Source organism: Scandinavium sp. NPDC088450, from assembly GCF_044900545.1.
GTDB lineage: Bacteria > Pseudomonadota > Gammaproteobacteria > Enterobacterales > Enterobacteriaceae > Scandinavium.
In genome coordinates this window covers 48,472-64,876 of record NZ_JBJDNI010000028.1, presented here as the reverse complement: position 1 = coordinate 64,876, position 16,405 = coordinate 48,472, and the positions used below count along the sequence as shown (strand labels likewise).

Below are 16,405 nucleotides of genomic sequence, written 5' to 3'. Positions count from 1 at the left end.
GGTTATGGCTGGACGGCATTATGGTCAAACATTTCGGCGCCCATCATAGCCTTTGTGAATGAATTTCTGAAACGAAAGCCTCACGCCGTGTCGTGAGGCCAGTGGGAGGGTTCAGGCGTTGAAATCAGCGTCGCTCACTTTCTCAAGCCAGGTCACCGGGCTGCCATTCAGTGATTCAGCGATGGCGATGTGCGTCATGGCGGTGGTCGACGTCGCGCCGTGCCAATGGCGAACCTCTTCCGGGATCCAGACAATATCGCCCTGATTTATCGTCTGTTTCGCCTCACCTTCACGCTGAACCCAACCCTGCCCATGAATAACAATCAGAGTCTGCCCAAGCGGGTGCGTATGCCAGGCCGTACGAGCGCCGGGTTCAAAGGTGACGGTTGCGCCGCCGACTCGCGCTGGCGGGGTTGCCTGAAATGGCGAATCGATTCTGACCTGCCCGGTAAAATAGTCTTCCGGACCTTTCACGGACGGCGTGCTGGCGTTGCGTATAATTTTCATTTTGTTCTCCGGTTTAGCTTGTGCTCAGTCACACAAGTGTATCGCCAGTGAGCGCTTCGCATTACCCACCGGCTGCCCATTGGACTTATGAGCCCTCTTCATTAATCCTGGTAGTTTCCTGTGCTTTTGCCTCAGCCTTTCACCTCAAAACCCGAAAAGTAAGATTTCTACAAACAAGGGTTGACTTTAGGCTCATGGACTAGTTAACTAGTACGCAAGTTCACACAATGAGGTATCTGCGATGACCCACTTTTCCGTTACTCTGCATAGCTGGTGGCGTACCCCCTGTTAACGGGCTGTGCGATCGCGTCTGGAGAAGACGAACAGATACCAGGCCCGCCAATGAGCGGGCTTTTTATTGAACCAAAACATCCGAGAGAGACGAGAACGAAAATGCAAACACAAAAACCCGAGCTCGAGCTTCTGACCAGTGACGCAATCTATCGCGAGAATCCGACCGCGCTGTTTCATCAGATTTGCGGAGCTCGCCCGGCAACGCTGCTGCTGGAATCCGCAGATATCGACAGTAAAGACGATTTAAAAAGCCTGCTGTTGGTTGACAGCGCGTTGCGCATTACTGCATTAGGTGACACTGTCACTATTCAGGCGCTGTCTGCTAACGGCGCTGCCCTGCTGGATTTGCTGGATAACGCGCTGCCAGCCGGTGTCGATAATCAACACCAGCCCAACGGCCGCATCCTGCGTTTCCCTGCGGTTAGCACGCTGCTCGACGAAGATGCTCGCCTGTGTTCGCTTTCGGTGTTTGATGCTTTCCGCCTGCTGCAAACGCTGGTGACAGTGCCCGTTAATGAGCGCGAAGCCATGTTCTTCGGCGGTCTGTTCGCCTATGACCTGGTCGCCGGTTTTGAAGATTTACCGCAACTGGACAGCGACACCGCCTGCCCGGATTACTGCTTCTATCTGGCCGAAACGCTGCTGGTGATTGACCACCAGACCAAAACCAGCCGCATTCAGGCCAGCCTGTTTACTCCTTCTGACGCTGAAAAACAGCGTCTGACGAAACGTGTTGAGCAACTGCGCCAGCAGTTGAACGAACCGCCAATGCCGCTGCCGGTAACCAAAATCGAGCAGATGCAGACGGAAGTAAATCAGAGCGATGACGAATACGGTGCCGTGGTTCGCAAAATGCAGCGTGCCATTCGCGCCGGCGAAATTTTCCAGGTCGTGCCTTCTCGCCGCTTCTCTCTGCCTTGCCCTTCTCCGCTGGCCGCTTATGACGTGCTGAAGAAAAGCAATCCTAGCCCGTACATGTTCTTTATGCAGGATAACGATTTCACCTTGTTTGGTGCGTCTCCGGAAAGCTCCCTGAAATACGACGCCAATAACCGTCAGATTGAAATCTACCCGATTGCCGGAACGCGTCCACGCGGTCGTCGTGCTGATGGCTCTCTGGACAGGGATCTCGACAGCCGTATCGAACTGGAAATGCGTACTGACCACAAAGAATTGTCAGAACACCTGATGCTGGTTGACCTGGCGCGTAACGATCTGGCGCGTATTTGTACGCCGGGCAGCCGTTATGTGGCAGACCTCACCAAAGTCGACCGCTACTCGTTCGTGATGCATCTGGTGTCCCGTGTGGTCGGCGAACTGCGTCAGGATCTGGACGTGCTGCACGCCTACCGCGCCTGCATGAACATGGGCACCCTGAGCGGTGCGCCAAAAGTGCGTGCGATGCAACTCATCGCCGCCGCAGAAGGTAAACGTCGCGGCAGCTACGGCGGCGCGGTCGGTTACTTTACTGCTCACGGCGATCTCGATACCTGCATCGTGATCCGCTCTGCCTTTGTCGAAAATGGCATCGCCACCGTTCAGGCTGGCGCTGGCGTGGTACTGGATTCCGTACCGCAGTCTGAAGCCGACGAAACCCGTAATAAAGCTCGCGCGGTGCTGCGCGCCATTGCTGCGGCCCACCACGCACAGGAGATTTTCTGATGGCTGACATTCTGCTGCTCGATAATATCGACTCATTCACTTACAACCTGGCAGACCAGCTGCGCTCGAACGGTCACAACGTGGTGATTTACCGTAACCACGTTCCGGCTCAAGCACTGATTGAACGTATCGGCACCATGGATAACCCCGTGCTGATGCTCTCTCCAGGTCCAGGCGCACCGTCTGAAGCGGGCTGTATGCCAGAATTGCTGACCCGTATGCGCGGCAAACTGCCGATTATTGGCATCTGCCTCGGCCATCAGGCGATTGTTGAAGCCTATGGCGGCTATGTCGGTCAGGCGGGTGAAATCCTGCACGGTAAAGCGTCAAGCATTGAGCATGACGGCCAGGGCATGTTTGCTGGTTTACCGAATCCATTGCCAGTGGCTCGTTACCACTCCCTGGTCGGCAGCAACATTCCTGCCGGGCTGACTATCAACGCCAGCTTTAACGGCATGGTGATGGCAGTTCGTCATGATGCGGATCGCGTTGTCGGTTTCCAGTTCCATCCGGAATCCATTCTGACCAGCCACGGTGCACGTCTGCTGGAACAGACCCTCGAATGGGCGCTGAAGAAACTGGAACCAGCCAACACACTGCAGCCGATTCTGGAAAAACTGTACCAGGCTGAGATCCTGACGCAGCAGGAAAGCCATCAGCTGTTCTCTGCCGTGGTGCGTGGTGAAGTGAAGCCAGAACAGCTTGCGGCTGCGCTGGTGAGCATGAAAGTGCGCGGCGAAGACCCGCAGGAAATCGCCGGTGCTGCAACCGCCCTGCTGGAAAACGCTGCCCCGTTCCCTCGCCCTGATTACCCGTTTGCCGATATCGTCGGAACGGGTGGCGATGGCAGCAACAGCATCAATATTTCAACGGCCAGCGCGTTTGTCGCCGCGGCCTGTGGGCTGAAAGTTGCCAAACACGGCAACCGCAGCGTTTCCAGTAAATCCGGCTCATCTGATTTGCTGGCTGCGTTCGGCATCAACCTGGACATGAACGCCGACAAATCGCGTGAAGCACTGGATGAACTGGGCGTTTGCTTCCTGTTCGCACCGAAATATCACACCGGTTTCCGTCATGCGATGCCAGTGCGTCAGCAGTTGAAAACCCGCACGCTGTTTAACGTGCTCGGGCCGCTGATCAACCCGGCACATCCGCCGCTGGCATTGATTGGTGTGTACAGCCCGGAACTGGTATTACCGATTGCCGAAACTCTGCGCGTGCTGGGTTATCAGCGTGCTGCCGTGGTGCATAGCGGCGGTATGGATGAAGTTTCCCTGCATGCCCCAACCGTGGTGGCCGAGCTGAAAGACGGCGAAATTCTGAGCTATCAGCTCACGGCTGACGACTTCGGTCTGACGCCGTATCGTCAGGAACAGCTGGCTGGCGGCACGCCGGAAGAAAACCGTGACATTCTCTCACGCTTGTTACAAGGTAAAGGTGAAGCCGCCCACGAGGCCGCTGTCGCGGTCAACGTCGCCATGTTGATGCGCCTGCACGGCCAGGAAGATTTGAAAGCCAACGTGCAGCAAGTGCTGGACGTTCTCCACAGTGGTGCCGCCTACGATCGCGTGACCGCATTAGCGGCAAGAGGATAAAAAATGCAGACCGTGTTAGCCAAAATTGTTGCCGATAAACGCCTCTGGGTAGAAGCCCGTAAAGTGCAACAGCCGTTAGCCAGTTTCCAGAACGACGTCGAGCCAAGCAAACGCCACTTCTATGATGCCCTGCAAGGTGCACGTACCGCGTTTATTCTCGAATGCAAAAAAGCATCGCCGTCCAAAGGTGTGATCCGTGAAGACTTCGACCCGGCGCGTATCGCCGGTGTCTACAAACACTATGCGTCCGCCATCTCTGTGCTGACGGACGAGAAGTATTTCCAGGGCAGTTTTGATTTTCTGCCGATTGTCAGCGAGATAGCGCCTCAGCCGATTTTGTGCAAAGACTTTATCGTCGACCCGTATCAAATCTACCTGGCGCGCTTTTATCAGGCAGATGCCTGCCTGTTGATGCTCTCCGTGCTGGATGACGAAGAATATCGCCAGCTTTCCGCCGTGGCACACAGCCTGAGCATGGGCGTGCTGACCGAAGTCAGTAACGAAGAAGAGCTGGAGCGGGCCATTGCCCTTAACGCGAAAGTGGTCGGCATTAACAACCGTGACCTGCGAGACCTCTCTATCGATTTGAACCGCACTCGCCAGTTAGCCCCACGTTTAGGCGCGGGTGTGACGGTTATCAGCGAATCCGGCATCAATACCTACGGCCAGGTTCGCGAGCTGAGCCACTTCGCAAACGGCTTCCTGATTGGTTCTGCGATGATGTCGCATGACGATCTCAACGCTGCGGTTCGCCGTGTGCTGCTGGGTGAAAACAAAGTCTGCGGTCTGACTCGCGGTGAAGATGCTAAAGCGGCTTTCGAAGCCGGAGCGATTTACGGCGGGCTGATTTTTGTGCCGTCGTCCCCTCGCTTTGTTGAAGAAGCGCAAGCTCGTACCGTGATGGAAAGTGCCCCTCTGAGCTACGTTGGCGTGTTCCGCAATAACGACATTGCGGACATCGTGGCGAAAGCAGAAAACCTGAAGCTGGCTGCGGTTCAACTGCACGGCAGCGAAGATCAGGCTTATATCGACGCACTGCGCAGCCAGCTGCCAGAGAAAGTTCAAATCTGGAAAGCGTTGAGTGTCAAAGACACCCTGCCTGCCCGCAACCTGAATCACGTTGAGAAATACGTGTTTGATAACGGTCAGGGCGGCACCGGCGAGCGCTTCGACTGGTCGCTGCTGAACGGACAAGACTTAAGTAACGTGCTGCTTGCAGGCGGCCTTAGCCCGGATAACTGTGTAGAAGCAGCGAAAAGCGGCTGCGCCGGGCTCGATTTCAATTCAGGTGTAGAGTCTGAACCGGGCATTAAAGATGCCAGCAAACTGGCCTCGGTCTTTCAGACGCTGCGCGCATATTAAGGAAATGGACATGAACACATTACTGAACCCGTACTTTGGCGAATTTGGCGGCATGTATGTGCCGCAAATCCTGATGCCGGCTCTGCGCCAGCTGGAAGAAGCGTTCGTCAGTGCGCAGAAAGATCCCGAATTTCAGGCGCAGTTTACTGACCTGCTGAAAAACTACGCCGGTCGCCCAACCGCGCTGACCAAATGCCAGAACCTGACAGAAGGCACTAAAACCACGCTGTACCTCAAGCGTGAAGATTTGCTGCACGGCGGCGCGCACAAAACCAATCAGGTGCTGGGCCAGGCATTGCTGGCAAAGCGCATGGGCAAAACTGAAATCATCGCCGAAACTGGCGCTGGTCAGCACGGTGTAGCTTCCGCACTTGCTTGTGCCCTGCTCGGTCTGAAATGCCGCATTTATATGGGTGCGAAAGACATTGAACGTCAGTCGCCAAACGTGTTCCGTATGCGCCTGATGGGTGCTGAAGTGATTGCCGTTCACAGCGGCTCCGCCACGCTGAAAGATGCCTGTAACGAGGCACTGCGCGACTGGTCTGGCAGCTATGAAACTGCACACTATATGCTCGGTACTGCGGCTGGCCCACACCCGTTCCCGACCATCGTGCGTGAATTCCAGCGCATGATTGGCGAAGAAACCAAAGTGCAGATTAAGGAGCGCGAAGGCCGTCTGCCCGATGCAGTTATCGCCTGTGTTGGCGGGGGTTCTAACGCTATCGGCATGTTTGCGGATTTCATCGACGAAACTTCCGTTGGCCTGATCGGTGTTGAACCGGCGGGTCACGGTATCGAAACCGGTGAACACGGTGCGCCATTGAAGCACGGGCGTGTCGGCATCTACTTCGGCATGAAATCGCCGATGATGCAGACCGAAGAAGGCCAAATTGAAGAGTCTTACTCCATTTCTGCGGGGCTGGATTTCCCTTCCGTTGGGCCGCAGCACGCCTTCCTGAACAGCATTGGCCGTGCAGAATATGTGTCGATTACCGATAACGAAGCGCTGGATGCCTTTAAAGCATTGAGCCGCCATGAAGGGATTATCCCGGCGCTGGAATCTTCCCACGCGCTGGCTCACGCCCTGAAAATGATGCGCGAGAACCCGGACAAAGAGCAGCTGTTGGTGGTTAACCTTTCCGGCCGCGGCGATAAAGACATCTTCACCGTACATGACATCCTGAAAGCACGAGGGGAAATCTGATGGAACGCTATGACAACCTGTTTGCTGAGCTGAAAAATCGCAAGGAAGGCGCGTTTGTTCCCTTCGTCACGCTGGGCGACCCGACCCCTGAACAGTCGCTGAAAATCATCGATACGCTGATTGAAGCCGGGGCGGATGCGCTGGAGCTGGGCATACCGTTCTCTGACCCACTGGCTGATGGCCCAACCATTCAGAACGCGACGCTGCGTGCGTTTGCCTCCGGCGTGACGCCGACTCAGTGTTTCGAAATGCTGGCCGCCATTCGCCAGAAGCATCCAACCCTTCCCATCGGCCTGCTGATGTACGCTAACCTGGTGTTCAATCGCGGGATTGATAACTTCTATGCAGAATGCGCGCGTGTTGGTGTGGATTCCGTTCTGGTTGCGGATGTGCCGGTGGAAGAGTCAGCGGAATTCCGTCAGGCGGCAATGCGCCATAACGTCGCGCCGATTTTCATCTGCCCGCCAAACGCCGATGACGACCTGTTGCGCCAGATTGCTTCCCACGGTCGCGGCTATACCTACCTGCTTTCCCGTGCGGGCGTAACAGGGGCTGAAAACAAGGCCGCGCTGCCCCTGCATCACCTGATTGAAAAATTGAAGGAATACCATGCCGCACCGCCGTTGCAGGGCTTTGGTATTTCGGCACCGGATCAGGTGAGCGCCTCGATTGGTGCTGGCGCTGCCGGGGCAATCTCCGGTTCGGCGATTGTCAAAATCATCGAGAAAAACGTCGATAATCACCCGGCGGTGCTGGCTGAGTTGAAAGCCTTCGTGCAAAACATGAAAGCTGCCACTCGCCACGCGTAATCCTCACGCCGTCTGAGCTTCCTCAGGCGGCGTTTTTGCTTTCACACTCTCCGCATATTTGCGCACCAGCCGAAATAGCTGCCCGACTTCCTCTTCCTGCCAGTCAGCAAAAATAGCGTTCATCAGACGCTGTCGTGCGTCGTCGATACTCTCCGTTAACGCTTTTCCCTGCTCGGCGAGTGAAACTTCACTGATTCGTTTGTCACGCTCCGCAGGCTGTTTCTTCGCGAGCCCCATTTCATGCAACCGCTTCACCTGACGGCTGACCGTGGTGTAATCACGCCCTAGCCTGTCAGCCAGATCCACCACCCCAATCGGGCCGTAGCGCCCTATGGCCACCAGCAACGGAAACAAAGCCTGATCCAGTTTGACGTCCGCAGCCGCCAGCAAGACTTCGTCGCGCTGGGGCTGATTCATCACGCTAAGGATATCCAGCAGCGCACCGTGAAAATCAGTTACGTCATATTTTTTATGTGCATGTTGCATATATTTTCCTGTGGGCGTAGAGTGGCCTCATCAATTATGTGCATTTTACACATATCTCTCTATGGAGGAAACAAGATGAAAGCAGCCGTGGTGTATGAGCCAAAACAAGGCCCAGTCTACGCTGATTTTGACCATCCCATTGCCGGTCAAAACCAGCAACTGATTACGGTGAAGGCCTCAGCCATTAGCCATGTGGTAAAAAGCCGGGCTTCCGGCAAGCATTACAGTTTTGACGGCGTTCTGCCGTTTATTGCGGGTACGGATGGCGTAGGGATCACGCCACAAGGCGAGCGTGTCTGGTTCGCGTTTCCCCCTTCACCGTGGGGAGCGATGGCGCAATACGCTCCTGTTGATCACGCCCATTGCCTGCCGTTGCCCGACAATCTGGATGACGCGACCGCCGCAGCCATGGCCAATCCGGGCATGTCTGCCTGGGCAGCGCTGGTGATGCGCGCGGGTTTTAAAGCCGGTGAAACGGTGCTGATTAACGGCGCAACAGGCAGTGCTGGTCGCCTGGCTGTACAAATTGCGCGTTATCTTGGGGCGAAGAAAGTTATCGCCACCGGGCGTAATCCACAGGCGCTTGCCAGCCTTAATGCTGACGTAACAGTGTTGTTATCTGAAGATGATCTGTCTTTGACTCAGGCCTTTGTCGAGCAGGCCGCAGAACAGGTAGATGTGGTGATCGACTATCTTTGGGGCAACAGCGCAGAGAACTTGCTAAAAGCGTTGGCGAAATACTCACCAGGCATCGCTCCTGTTCGTTATGTGCAAGTGGGTTCACTCGCGGGGCAGGAAATCAGTTTGCCCAGCGCTGTTCTGCGCTCATCCCCTCTTCAACTGATGGGCAGCGGGATTGGCAGTCTTCCGATGTCAGCCCTGATTCAGGCGACGGGAGATATGTTACAGGCGGCAGTGCCTGGTCAATTTACGATTGCCCACAAAGTGGTTCCGCTGTCACAAGTCGCTGAAGCCTGGCCGCAGGACGACAGTAAAAATCGCACTGTGTTTATCGTTTAGAAATAGCCACAAAAAAGAAGGGGTTGACGCCATTAATGAGAACCATTATCTTTCTCATTACCGAATAGTTGAGCAAAACACTCAGGTATTCGGTACGACATTGCTCACATTGCTTCCAGTATTATTTGCCCGCACTTGTGCGGGCTTTTTTTCTTTGTTATTTATTCAGATCTTCATCCGGCCAGTACTTGTAGCCGTTCAACATCGCCTGAGCAGCCAGCCCTTTCTCAGTCATTTCATAAACGCTAACTTTTGACGGCAGCGACTGAGTATCTTTTGCTACTGCGCTGGCTGAGGTGCCAGCCCCTGCCCCTTTGTCGTCGTATTTTGCGGCCGCATTCGCATCCGCGCCCACGACATAGCCGTTGGTGATGAATTTATTCAGCGTCTCACGATCGTGGAACACCATCACGGTGCTTAACTGTTTCACGCCCACGCCGACACCTGCGCCGCCCTGAGCCATTTTCATGTAAGTGTCTTTGCCGCTGCGCGAATCTTTCACCACGCCATAGCCGCTACCAAAACCAAACAGGAAAATCTTGCTGCTGTTGCTGGAAAATACAGCATAACCCGAGGAATGCGCGATATCGCTGCGTGCTTCAGGATGCAGGTTGTAGAGCTTACTCAGGGTATCTGTGCGCATTTTTTTAATGGTGGCACGCTGTTCGCTGGCCGTGTCGCCTTTAGCGCTGCACCCGGTGATCGCCAGAGCGGCAACAAGAAAAAGTGATTTATAGTTCATTAGAATAGGTCTGCTTCTGGAAAGAGAAGCGCGCTATTCTAGGCGGAACGGCAGAAGATGCGAGAAATGCCCCTTCGTGAAATGTAAGGAATTTATTTTTAAATCATAAAGATAAAATAATGAGCGGCGTCGTGCAGCCGCTCAATGAGGCATCAGAAGCGGTAGCCTGCTGAGAACATAAACACCCACGGGTCAAGACGCGTATGAATCGTCTGGCTCTGGCCGCCGGCTTTAAATTTCACGTCGGTGTCGATATCCATGTACCAGACGGAGGCGTTAATCAGCCAGTCGCGGTTAATCAGATAATCCACCCCAACCTGCCCCGCTGCGCCCCAGGAATCATCCGCGCTAAGGTCAGACAAACCTGCCGCTTTCCCGGTGTCGTTGAAATCGGTGTTAAAGAAAGTGGTGTAGTTGATCCCCGCGCCCACATAAGGACGCACCTTGCTGTCGGCATCAAAGAAGTACCACTGCGCCATCAACGTTGGCGGTAACAGATTCACTGTGGCAATGGTTCCGGTCGGGCCGGTGCCCACTTTGTTACGGAACGGTGTGGCGGCCAACAGCTCGATACCGATGTTATCGGTCGCCATATAAGTAAAGGTCAGACCCATTTGGGTATTGTTATCGACCGTAAAACTGCCCAGCCCAAGCACGTTATCAGAGCCTTCCGTCGGGCGAACCGTTGCGCTACCGGCACGAATAAAGAACTCACCCGCTTCATGCGCCCAGGCTCCACCAGAGAGACTGCTTAAAACCAATGCTGCCACTGCTAACTTTTTCATCTCCACTCCTTCGTTATGGTTTTATCCGCGCGGTGAATATACCCACAAAAGAGTAATAACGATCCAATCGAGATCACATTCAGTCTTGAGATTTAACATTCATTGATCTGGATTAATTTTCGGTTACCAATCAGAGACGAATTAATCGCATCCACATCAATTTTCAGCCTTTTGTCTGTTACAAAAACCTGTTCAAATTTGCGTTGCCCGGCCACGATCAACCGGTAAGCGCGCCCGGTATTCCCGTTAAAGGTCCCGACGGCTTACCGCCTCTTTACAAAGATATGCTTTTCCATACAGGTGTTGATGCTGCTACTTTGCCGCTGGCTGAGTTACAATTGTCGGCTTAATCACAGCAGGTAAGACTCAAGGAGAGTGCATGTCTATCACGGCAAGTTCTGTTTTCCGTGACACGGGTAATTTTTTTCGTAATCAGTTCGTTACCATTTTACTGATTGCGTTGTTGTGTGCGTTTATCACGGTGGTACTTGGCCATGCGTTCTCACCGAGCGACGAACAACTCGCCCTTCTGAAAGAAGGCGATAACCTCGCAGGCAGCGCCGGTTTGTTTGAGCTGGTGCAAAACATGACGCCAGAACAGCAGCAAATTCTGCTGCGGGCTTCTGCGGCTTCCACGTTTTCCGGGCTGATTGGCAACGCCATTCTGGCAGGCGGCGTGTTGCTGATGATTCAGATGGTGTCAGCAGGCCAGCGTATTAGCGCCCTGCGCGCTATTGGGGCCAGTGCGCCAGTCCTGCCAAAGCTGTTACTGCTGATTTTCATCACCACCTTCCTGGTGCAGATGGGTGTGATGCTGGTGGTCGTGCCGGGCGTTTTGCTCGCTATCGTGCTGGCCTTCGCGCCTATCATGATGGTGCAGGATAAAATGGGCATCTTCACCTCCATGCGCAGCAGCATGCGCCTGGCGTGGGCTAACATGCGTATGGTGGCCTCGCCGGTCATGGGCTGGCTGCTGGCAAAAACGCTGCTGCTGATGTTCGCCCCGAACTTTGCCGTGCTGTCGCCAAACGTCGGTGCGGTGGTGGTGAACTGTATCAGCAACCTCATTTCTGCTTTGTTGCTGATCTATTTATTCCGCCTGTATATGCTTATTCGTAACTGATCCCTTTGGCCCGGAGCGTCCGGGCCGCAACTGAATGACGGAAATGATGTATGAAGCAGTTTCTCGATTTTTTACCGCTGGTGGTGTTCTTTGCCTTCTACAAACTCTATGACATCTACGCTGCCACCACGGCGTTAATTGTCGCCACCGCCGTAGTGCTTATCTACAGCTGGGTGCGCTACCGCAAAGTTGAAAAAATGGCGTTGATCACCTTTGTGCTGGTCGCCGTCTTTGGCGGCCTGACGCTGTTCTTCCATAACGATGAATTTATCAAATGGAAGGTCACGGTGATTTACGGCCTGTTCGCTGGCGCGCTGCTCGTCAGCCAGTGGATCATGAAGAAACCGCTGATCCAGCGCATGCTGGGTAAAGAGCTGACCCTGCCACAATTTGTCTGGTCGCGTCTGAATATCGCCTGGGCGGTGTTCTTTATTCTGTGTGGTCTGGCCAATATCTACATCGCCTTCTGGCTGCCGCAGAATATCTGGGTAAACTTTAAAGTGTTCGGCCTCACCGCGCTGACACTGGTGTTCACCCTGTTAAGCGGAATTTACATCTACCGCCACATGCCCCAGGACGACAAGAATGACTGACAGCAGTAACACGCCGGTTGGCGATTTAGTTTTACGCACGCTGGCAATGCCGGCTGATACCAACGCCAACGGCGATATTTTTGGCGGCTGGTTGATGTCGCAAATGGATCTCGGCGGCGCCATTATGGCGAAAGAAATCGCTCAGGGCCGCGTGGTCACGGTTCGGGTTGAAGGCATGACCTTCTTACGCCCGGTTGCCGTGGGCGATGTGGTGTGCTGCTATGCACGCTGCACAAAACGCGGCAACAGCTCGATCACGATTAACATCGAAGTGTGGGTGAAGAAAGTGTCTTCCGAGCCGATTGGGCAGCGCTATAAGGCGACTGAAGCGCTGTTTATCTATGTTGCGGTAGATGGCGAAGGTAAGCCCCGGCCTTTCCCGAAAGGCTGAAGCCAAAGCGCAAAAAAGCGAAACCCGGTCATTGACCGGGTTTTGTCGTTTTAGAGGAAGCCTAACAGCTTAAAGAAGAAGTACCCGGCGACAATCACAATCACCGGCAGCACATACAGCGGGAAGATTTGCAGGAGGATGGTATGGTGCGGCACCACTATTTTGGCTTCGATTTGCTCTTTGGTCAGCCCTTCCGGCCCTTTCGCTTTCTCCAGAATCATCTGGTCCTGAACGCCTTCCTTCAGGAACTTTGCCTGGCGGCTCATACGCGCGCCAGACCCCTGCAACGCCAGGCCGACGAAGATCAGAGCGAAGATTATCCAGAAACTGATATTCAGGCTGTGGTGAAAATCGGGCAGCGGTGAGTTGTACCAGAAGAAGTTGAGGAACGGCGTGTTGAAGCGAATCATCTCGATCATCACGTGCGCGAAGTCGAGCATCACAGCATCAATCCCTGGCTGCTTCTCACTGTGCTCAAACATGAATTTGAACACGGAAATCAGCGTGGAAATCACGGCTGGGATAAAGATAACCCATCCCAAAATGCGTTTCAGTATGGCAATGCGTCCAGCTTGTTGATACGTCATGGTTTCCCCTTGTTCAGACGCGCTTTTTAACTGGATGTAAGTCTACCTGACATTGCTCAAAAAGAAGGAAAAAACGTGGTTTTTCCTTCTTTTTAGTTATCCGCCGAAAATCAATAAATTGATTTTCCTTATTTTTTTCAAAAACCACAATCTTGTGCGGAGAGTCCGCCATGGGTGCGCTTTTCGCCTGCGCTTTAAAAGCGATATGGTGTACGATTAAGGCGAATCTCAGGCTTTTTTACCTCTACAGGAGTTGCCCTATGACAGCCCAGCGTCAAATTCTTGCCGCTATTTTTGATATGGACGGTTTACTGATTGATTCTGAACCGCTGTGGGATCGTGCCGAACTGGACATCATTGCCAGCCTCGGCGTGGACATTTCCCGCCGCAACGAACTCCCGGACACACTGGGCCTGCGCATTGACATGGTCGTAGAACTGTGGTTTGCCCAGCAGCCGTGGAACGGCCCAAGCCGTGAAGAAGTGACAGACACCATTATCAGCCGAGCCATTTCACTGGTGGAAGAAGAACGCCCGCTGCTGCCTGGTGTGCGTGAAGCGATTGCGCTGTGTAAAGCGCAAGGTTTGAAAGTCGGCGTGGCTTCTGCTTCTCCTCTGCACATGCTGGAAAAAGTGCTGACCATGTTTGACCTGCGCGATCAGTTTGATGCGCTGGCTTCCGCTGAAAAGCTGCCTTACAGCAAGCCGCATCCTCAGGTGTATCTGGATTGCGCCGCTAAGCTTGGCGTTTCTCCGCTGGCCTGTGTGGCACTGGAAGATTCCGTCAACGGCATGATCGCCAGTAAAGCCGCGCGCATGCGTTCTATCGTCGTGCCAGAGCATGCAAACTTTGCCGATGCACGCTATGTGCTGGCAGACGTTAAGCTCAGTTCTCTTGAGCAGCTTACCGCCGCACATCTGCTGGGCTAACGCCTTCTCCCGGTAACACCGTTGCCGGGTTTTCCTCTCTTATCGCGGTTCGCACGATAAAGCAGCGTGTGACAAAGAGTTACACCGTCACCTCTTCCGCCTACTGTACAAAAACCCTATACTGTATGAATTGACAGTTTGACGGGTGTTATCATGACAGCGGAAGGCCACCTGCTCTTTTCCATAGCCTGTGCGGTGTTTGCCAAAAACGCCGAGCTGACACCTGTTCTGGCGCAAGGTGACTGGTGGCATATTGTTCCCGCGGCGGTGTTAACCTGCCTGCTGCCGGATATCGACCATCCGAAGTCATTTCTGGGGCAACGCTTTAGCTGGATAGCCAAACCCATCGCCAGAGCCTTTGGCCATCGGGGCTTTACACACAGCCTGTTGGCGGTCTTCGCCAGCCTGACGCTGTTCTACCTCAAAGTCCCGGAAAGCTGGATTGTGCCTGCCGATGCCATTCAGGGCATGGTGCTGGGATATCTGAGCCATATTCTTGCCGATATGCTGACCCCTGCGGGCGTGCCTCTGCTGTGGCCCTGCCGCTGGCGTTTCCGTTTGCCGATTCTGGCCCCGCGTAAAGGTAACCAACTGGAACGAGTCTTGTGCATGGCGCTGTTCGTTTACGCCGTCTGGATGCCGCAATCCATGCCCGAAAACAGTGCAGTTCGCTGGTCATCCAACCTGATTAGCGCCCTGCAATTTCGCTTCGACCGCTTTATAAATCACCAGACTGAACATTAAACCAGCGAAACCATCACTTTCGTCATAAACCATTCCATTTGGATATAAGCGCCACATCACACTTCTGCTACTCTTGCGCCATAACAATCGACTCGATTTTGGGTCGGAGAATGACATCAGGAGAACGGGGATGAACTTTCCATTAATAGCGAACGTTGTGGTGTTCGTGGTGTTGCTGTTTGCGCTGGGGCAAACCCGACATAAACAGTGGAGCCTGGCGAAAAAAGTGCTGCTCGGTCTGGCGATCGGCGTGGTCTTTGGTCTGGCGCTGCAACTCATTTACGGTGCCGATAACCCGGTACTGAAAGACTCTATCCAGTGGTTCAACGTTGTCGGTAACGGCTATGTGCAACTGCTGCAGATGATTGTGATGCCGCTGGTCTTCGCCTCGATTCTGAGTGCGGTCGCGCGTCTGCATAATGCTTCTCAGCTGGGCAAAATCAGCTTCCTGACTATCGGCACTCTGCTGTTCACCACGCTGATTTCTGCGCTGGTCGGTGTGCTGGTCACCAACCTGTTTGGCCTGAGCGCTGAAGGTCTGGTGCAGGGTACTGCTGAAACTGCCCGTCTGAACGCGATTCAAAGCACCTATGTGGGCAAAGTTGCTGACCTGAGCGTGCCGCAACTGCTGCTCTCTTTCGTGCCGAAAAACCCGTTTGCGGATCTGACTGGGGCAAACCCAACGTCAATCATCAGCATCGTGATTTTCGCCGCATTCCTGGGTGTCGCGGCGCTCAAACTGCTGAAAGACGATGAGCCGAAAGGCAAGCGCGTGCTGACCGCTATCGACACCCTGCAAAGCTGGGTGATGAAGCTGGTTCGTCTGGTGATGCAGTTGACCCCTTACGGTGTGCTGGCGCTGATGACCAAAGTGGTGGCCGGTTCTAACCTGCAGGACATCATTAAACTCGGCGGTTTCGTGGTGGCGTCTTACCTCGGTCTGGCGATCATGTTTGTGGTTCACGGCCTGCTGCTGGGTGCCAACGGCGTTAACCCGCTGAAATACTTCCGTAAAGTCTGGCCGGTGCTGACCTTTGCCTTTACCAGCCGTTCCAGCGCCGCGTCTATTCCGCTGAACATTGAAGCGCAAACCCGTCGTCTGGGCGTGCCGGAATCTATTGCCAGCTTCTCTGCTTCCTTTGGTGCCACCATTGGTCAGAACGGTTGTGCGGGTCTGTACCCGGCGATGCTGGCAGTGATGGTTGCCCCAACGGTAGGCATTAACCCACTCGATCCGCTGTGGATTGCGACTCTGGTAGGTATCGTCACCGTGAGTTCTGCGGGTGTGGCTGGTGTCGGTGGTGGTGCAACGTTTGCCGCGCTTATCGTGTTACCTGCGATGGGTCTGCCGGTCACGCTGGTTGCGCTGCTGATTTCCATCGAGCCGCTGATCGATATGGGCCGTACTGCCCTGAACGTGAACGGTTCCATGACTGCAGGCACGCTGACCAGCCAATGGCTGCGTCAGACAGATAAAGAAGTAATGAACAGCGAAGATGAAGTCGAGCTGGCGCATCGCTAAGCCCCACTTTGTTTTACACCTGAACGGTGAGCCAGAGCGAATCTGGCTCA

The 16,405-nt window shown here is 54.3% G+C and carries 17 protein-coding genes and 1 other annotated feature; of the genes, 12 read left to right on the top strand and 5 right to left on the bottom strand.

Features of this window, described 5'->3' with window-relative positions:
• Nucleotides 1–111: 111 nt before the first annotated feature.
• Entirely contained in the window at nt 112–507 is a 396-nt protein-coding gene (locus tag ACI2I2_RS20440; RefSeq protein WP_404659635.1) for a cupin domain-containing protein, read from the bottom strand.
• A gap of 265 nt (nt 508–772) precedes the next feature.
• Nucleotides 773–867, top strand: a sequence feature (Trp leader region).
• A 33-nt stretch (nt 868–900) separates the two neighbouring features.
• On the opposite strand from ACI2I2_RS20440, the gene ACI2I2_RS20435 reads away from it, so the two are divergent.
• Genes ACI2I2_RS20435 through trpA form a run of 5 tightly spaced genes read left to right on the top strand, consistent with a single transcriptional unit; the run spans nt 901 to nt 7,433 of the window.
• Complete coding sequence (locus tag ACI2I2_RS20435) at nt 901–2,463, top strand: anthranilate synthase component 1 (RefSeq protein ID WP_404659633.1); 1,563 nt, start codon at nt 901–903, stop codon at nt 2,461–2,463.
• Nucleotides 2,463–4,058 carry a bifunctional anthranilate synthase glutamate amidotransferase component TrpG/anthranilate phosphoribosyltransferase TrpD gene (gene trpD, locus ACI2I2_RS20430; RefSeq protein WP_404659631.1) on the top strand — a complete coding sequence of 532 codons (1,596 nt, stop codon included), beginning with the start codon at nt 2,463–2,465 and terminating at the stop codon, nt 4,056–4,058. Before ACI2I2_RS20435 ends, trpD begins: the two co-directional genes overlap by 1 nt.
• A gap of 3 nt (nt 4,059–4,061) precedes the next feature.
• Nucleotides 4,062–5,420 (top strand): bifunctional indole-3-glycerol-phosphate synthase TrpC/phosphoribosylanthranilate isomerase TrpF, encoded by a 1,359-nt coding sequence (gene trpCF / locus ACI2I2_RS20425; RefSeq protein WP_404659630.1) that lies wholly within the window; start codon nt 4,062–4,064, stop codon nt 5,418–5,420.
• Between the two features lie 10 nt (nt 5,421–5,430).
• On the top strand, nt 5,431–6,624 hold the full coding sequence (trpB, locus tag ACI2I2_RS20420; protein WP_404659629.1) for a tryptophan synthase subunit beta: 1,194 nt from the start codon (nt 5,431–5,433) through the stop codon (nt 6,622–6,624).
• Complete coding sequence (trpA, locus tag ACI2I2_RS20415; protein ID WP_404659627.1) at nt 6,624–7,433, top strand: tryptophan synthase subunit alpha; 810 nt, start codon at nt 6,624–6,626, stop codon at nt 7,431–7,433. Before trpB ends, trpA begins: the two co-directional genes overlap by 1 nt.
• A gap of 3 nt (nt 7,434–7,436) precedes the next feature.
• Here trpA and ACI2I2_RS20410 read toward each other — a convergent pair whose 3' ends face one another.
• Nucleotides 7,437–7,919: a MarR family winged helix-turn-helix transcriptional regulator gene (locus ACI2I2_RS20410; RefSeq protein ID WP_404659626.1), complete on the bottom strand. Its 483-nt coding sequence runs from the start codon at nt 7,917–7,919 to the stop codon at nt 7,437–7,439.
• Between the two features lie 75 nt (nt 7,920–7,994).
• Here ACI2I2_RS20410 and ACI2I2_RS20405 point away from each other — a divergent pair, with 75 nt between their 5' ends.
• Nucleotides 7,995–8,939, top strand: a complete 945-nt coding sequence (locus ACI2I2_RS20405; protein ID WP_404659625.1) for a zinc-binding alcohol dehydrogenase family protein — start codon at nt 7,995–7,997, stop codon at nt 8,937–8,939.
• A 157-nt stretch (nt 8,940–9,096) separates the two neighbouring features.
• Here ACI2I2_RS20405 and ACI2I2_RS20400 read toward each other — a convergent pair whose 3' ends face one another.
• Nucleotides 9,097–9,681, bottom strand: a complete 585-nt coding sequence (locus ACI2I2_RS20400) for a YSC84-related protein (protein WP_404659624.1) — start codon at nt 9,679–9,681, stop codon at nt 9,097–9,099.
• Between the two features lie 152 nt (nt 9,682–9,833).
• Nucleotides 9,834–10,466 (bottom strand): outer membrane protein OmpW, encoded by a 633-nt coding sequence (gene ompW / locus ACI2I2_RS20395; protein WP_404659623.1) that lies wholly within the window; start codon nt 10,464–10,466, stop codon nt 9,834–9,836.
• Between the two features lie 379 nt (nt 10,467–10,845).
• Between ompW and ACI2I2_RS20390 the strand changes: the two genes are divergently transcribed.
• Genes ACI2I2_RS20390 through yciA form a run of 3 tightly spaced genes read left to right on the top strand, consistent with a single transcriptional unit; the run spans nt 10,846 to nt 12,573 of the window.
• Nucleotides 10,846–11,589: a YciC family protein gene (locus tag ACI2I2_RS20390; protein ID WP_404659622.1), complete on the top strand. Its 744-nt coding sequence runs from the start codon at nt 10,846–10,848 to the stop codon at nt 11,587–11,589.
• A 50-nt stretch (nt 11,590–11,639) separates the two neighbouring features.
• Nucleotides 11,640–12,182 (top strand): septation protein A, encoded by a 543-nt coding sequence (locus tag ACI2I2_RS20385; RefSeq protein ID WP_404659621.1) that lies wholly within the window; start codon nt 11,640–11,642, stop codon nt 12,180–12,182.
• Nucleotides 12,175–12,573 (top strand): acyl-CoA thioester hydrolase YciA, encoded by a 399-nt coding sequence (gene yciA / locus ACI2I2_RS20380; protein ID WP_404659620.1) that lies wholly within the window; start codon nt 12,175–12,177, stop codon nt 12,571–12,573. The genes ACI2I2_RS20385 and yciA overlap by 8 nt, the downstream gene beginning before the upstream one ends.
• Nucleotides 12,574–12,623: 50 nt before the next feature.
• On the opposite strand, the gene ACI2I2_RS20375 is transcribed toward yciA, so the two are convergent.
• On the bottom strand, nt 12,624–13,160 hold the full coding sequence (locus ACI2I2_RS20375; protein WP_404659619.1) for a YniB family protein: 537 nt from the start codon (nt 13,158–13,160) through the stop codon (nt 12,624–12,626).
• Between the two features lie 260 nt (nt 13,161–13,420).
• On the opposite strand from ACI2I2_RS20375, the gene hxpB reads away from it, so the two are divergent.
• The 3 genes from hxpB (at nt 13,421) to ACI2I2_RS20360 (ending at nt 16,355) form a co-directional block, all read left to right on the top strand.
• Nucleotides 13,421–14,089: a hexitol phosphatase HxpB gene (gene hxpB, locus ACI2I2_RS20370; protein WP_404659618.1), complete on the top strand. Its 669-nt coding sequence runs from the start codon at nt 13,421–13,423 to the stop codon at nt 14,087–14,089.
• 153 nt (nt 14,090–14,242) lie between these two features.
• Nucleotides 14,243–14,833: a metal-dependent hydrolase gene (locus ACI2I2_RS20365; RefSeq protein ID WP_404659617.1), complete on the top strand. Its 591-nt coding sequence runs from the start codon at nt 14,243–14,245 to the stop codon at nt 14,831–14,833.
• Between the two features lie 130 nt (nt 14,834–14,963).
• The gene (locus ACI2I2_RS20360; protein WP_404659616.1) at nt 14,964–16,355 is read left to right on the top strand and encodes an L-cystine transporter; all 1,392 of its coding nucleotides are present in this window, start codon (nt 14,964–14,966) and stop codon (nt 16,353–16,355) included.
• Nucleotides 16,356–16,405 lie beyond the last annotated feature (50 nt).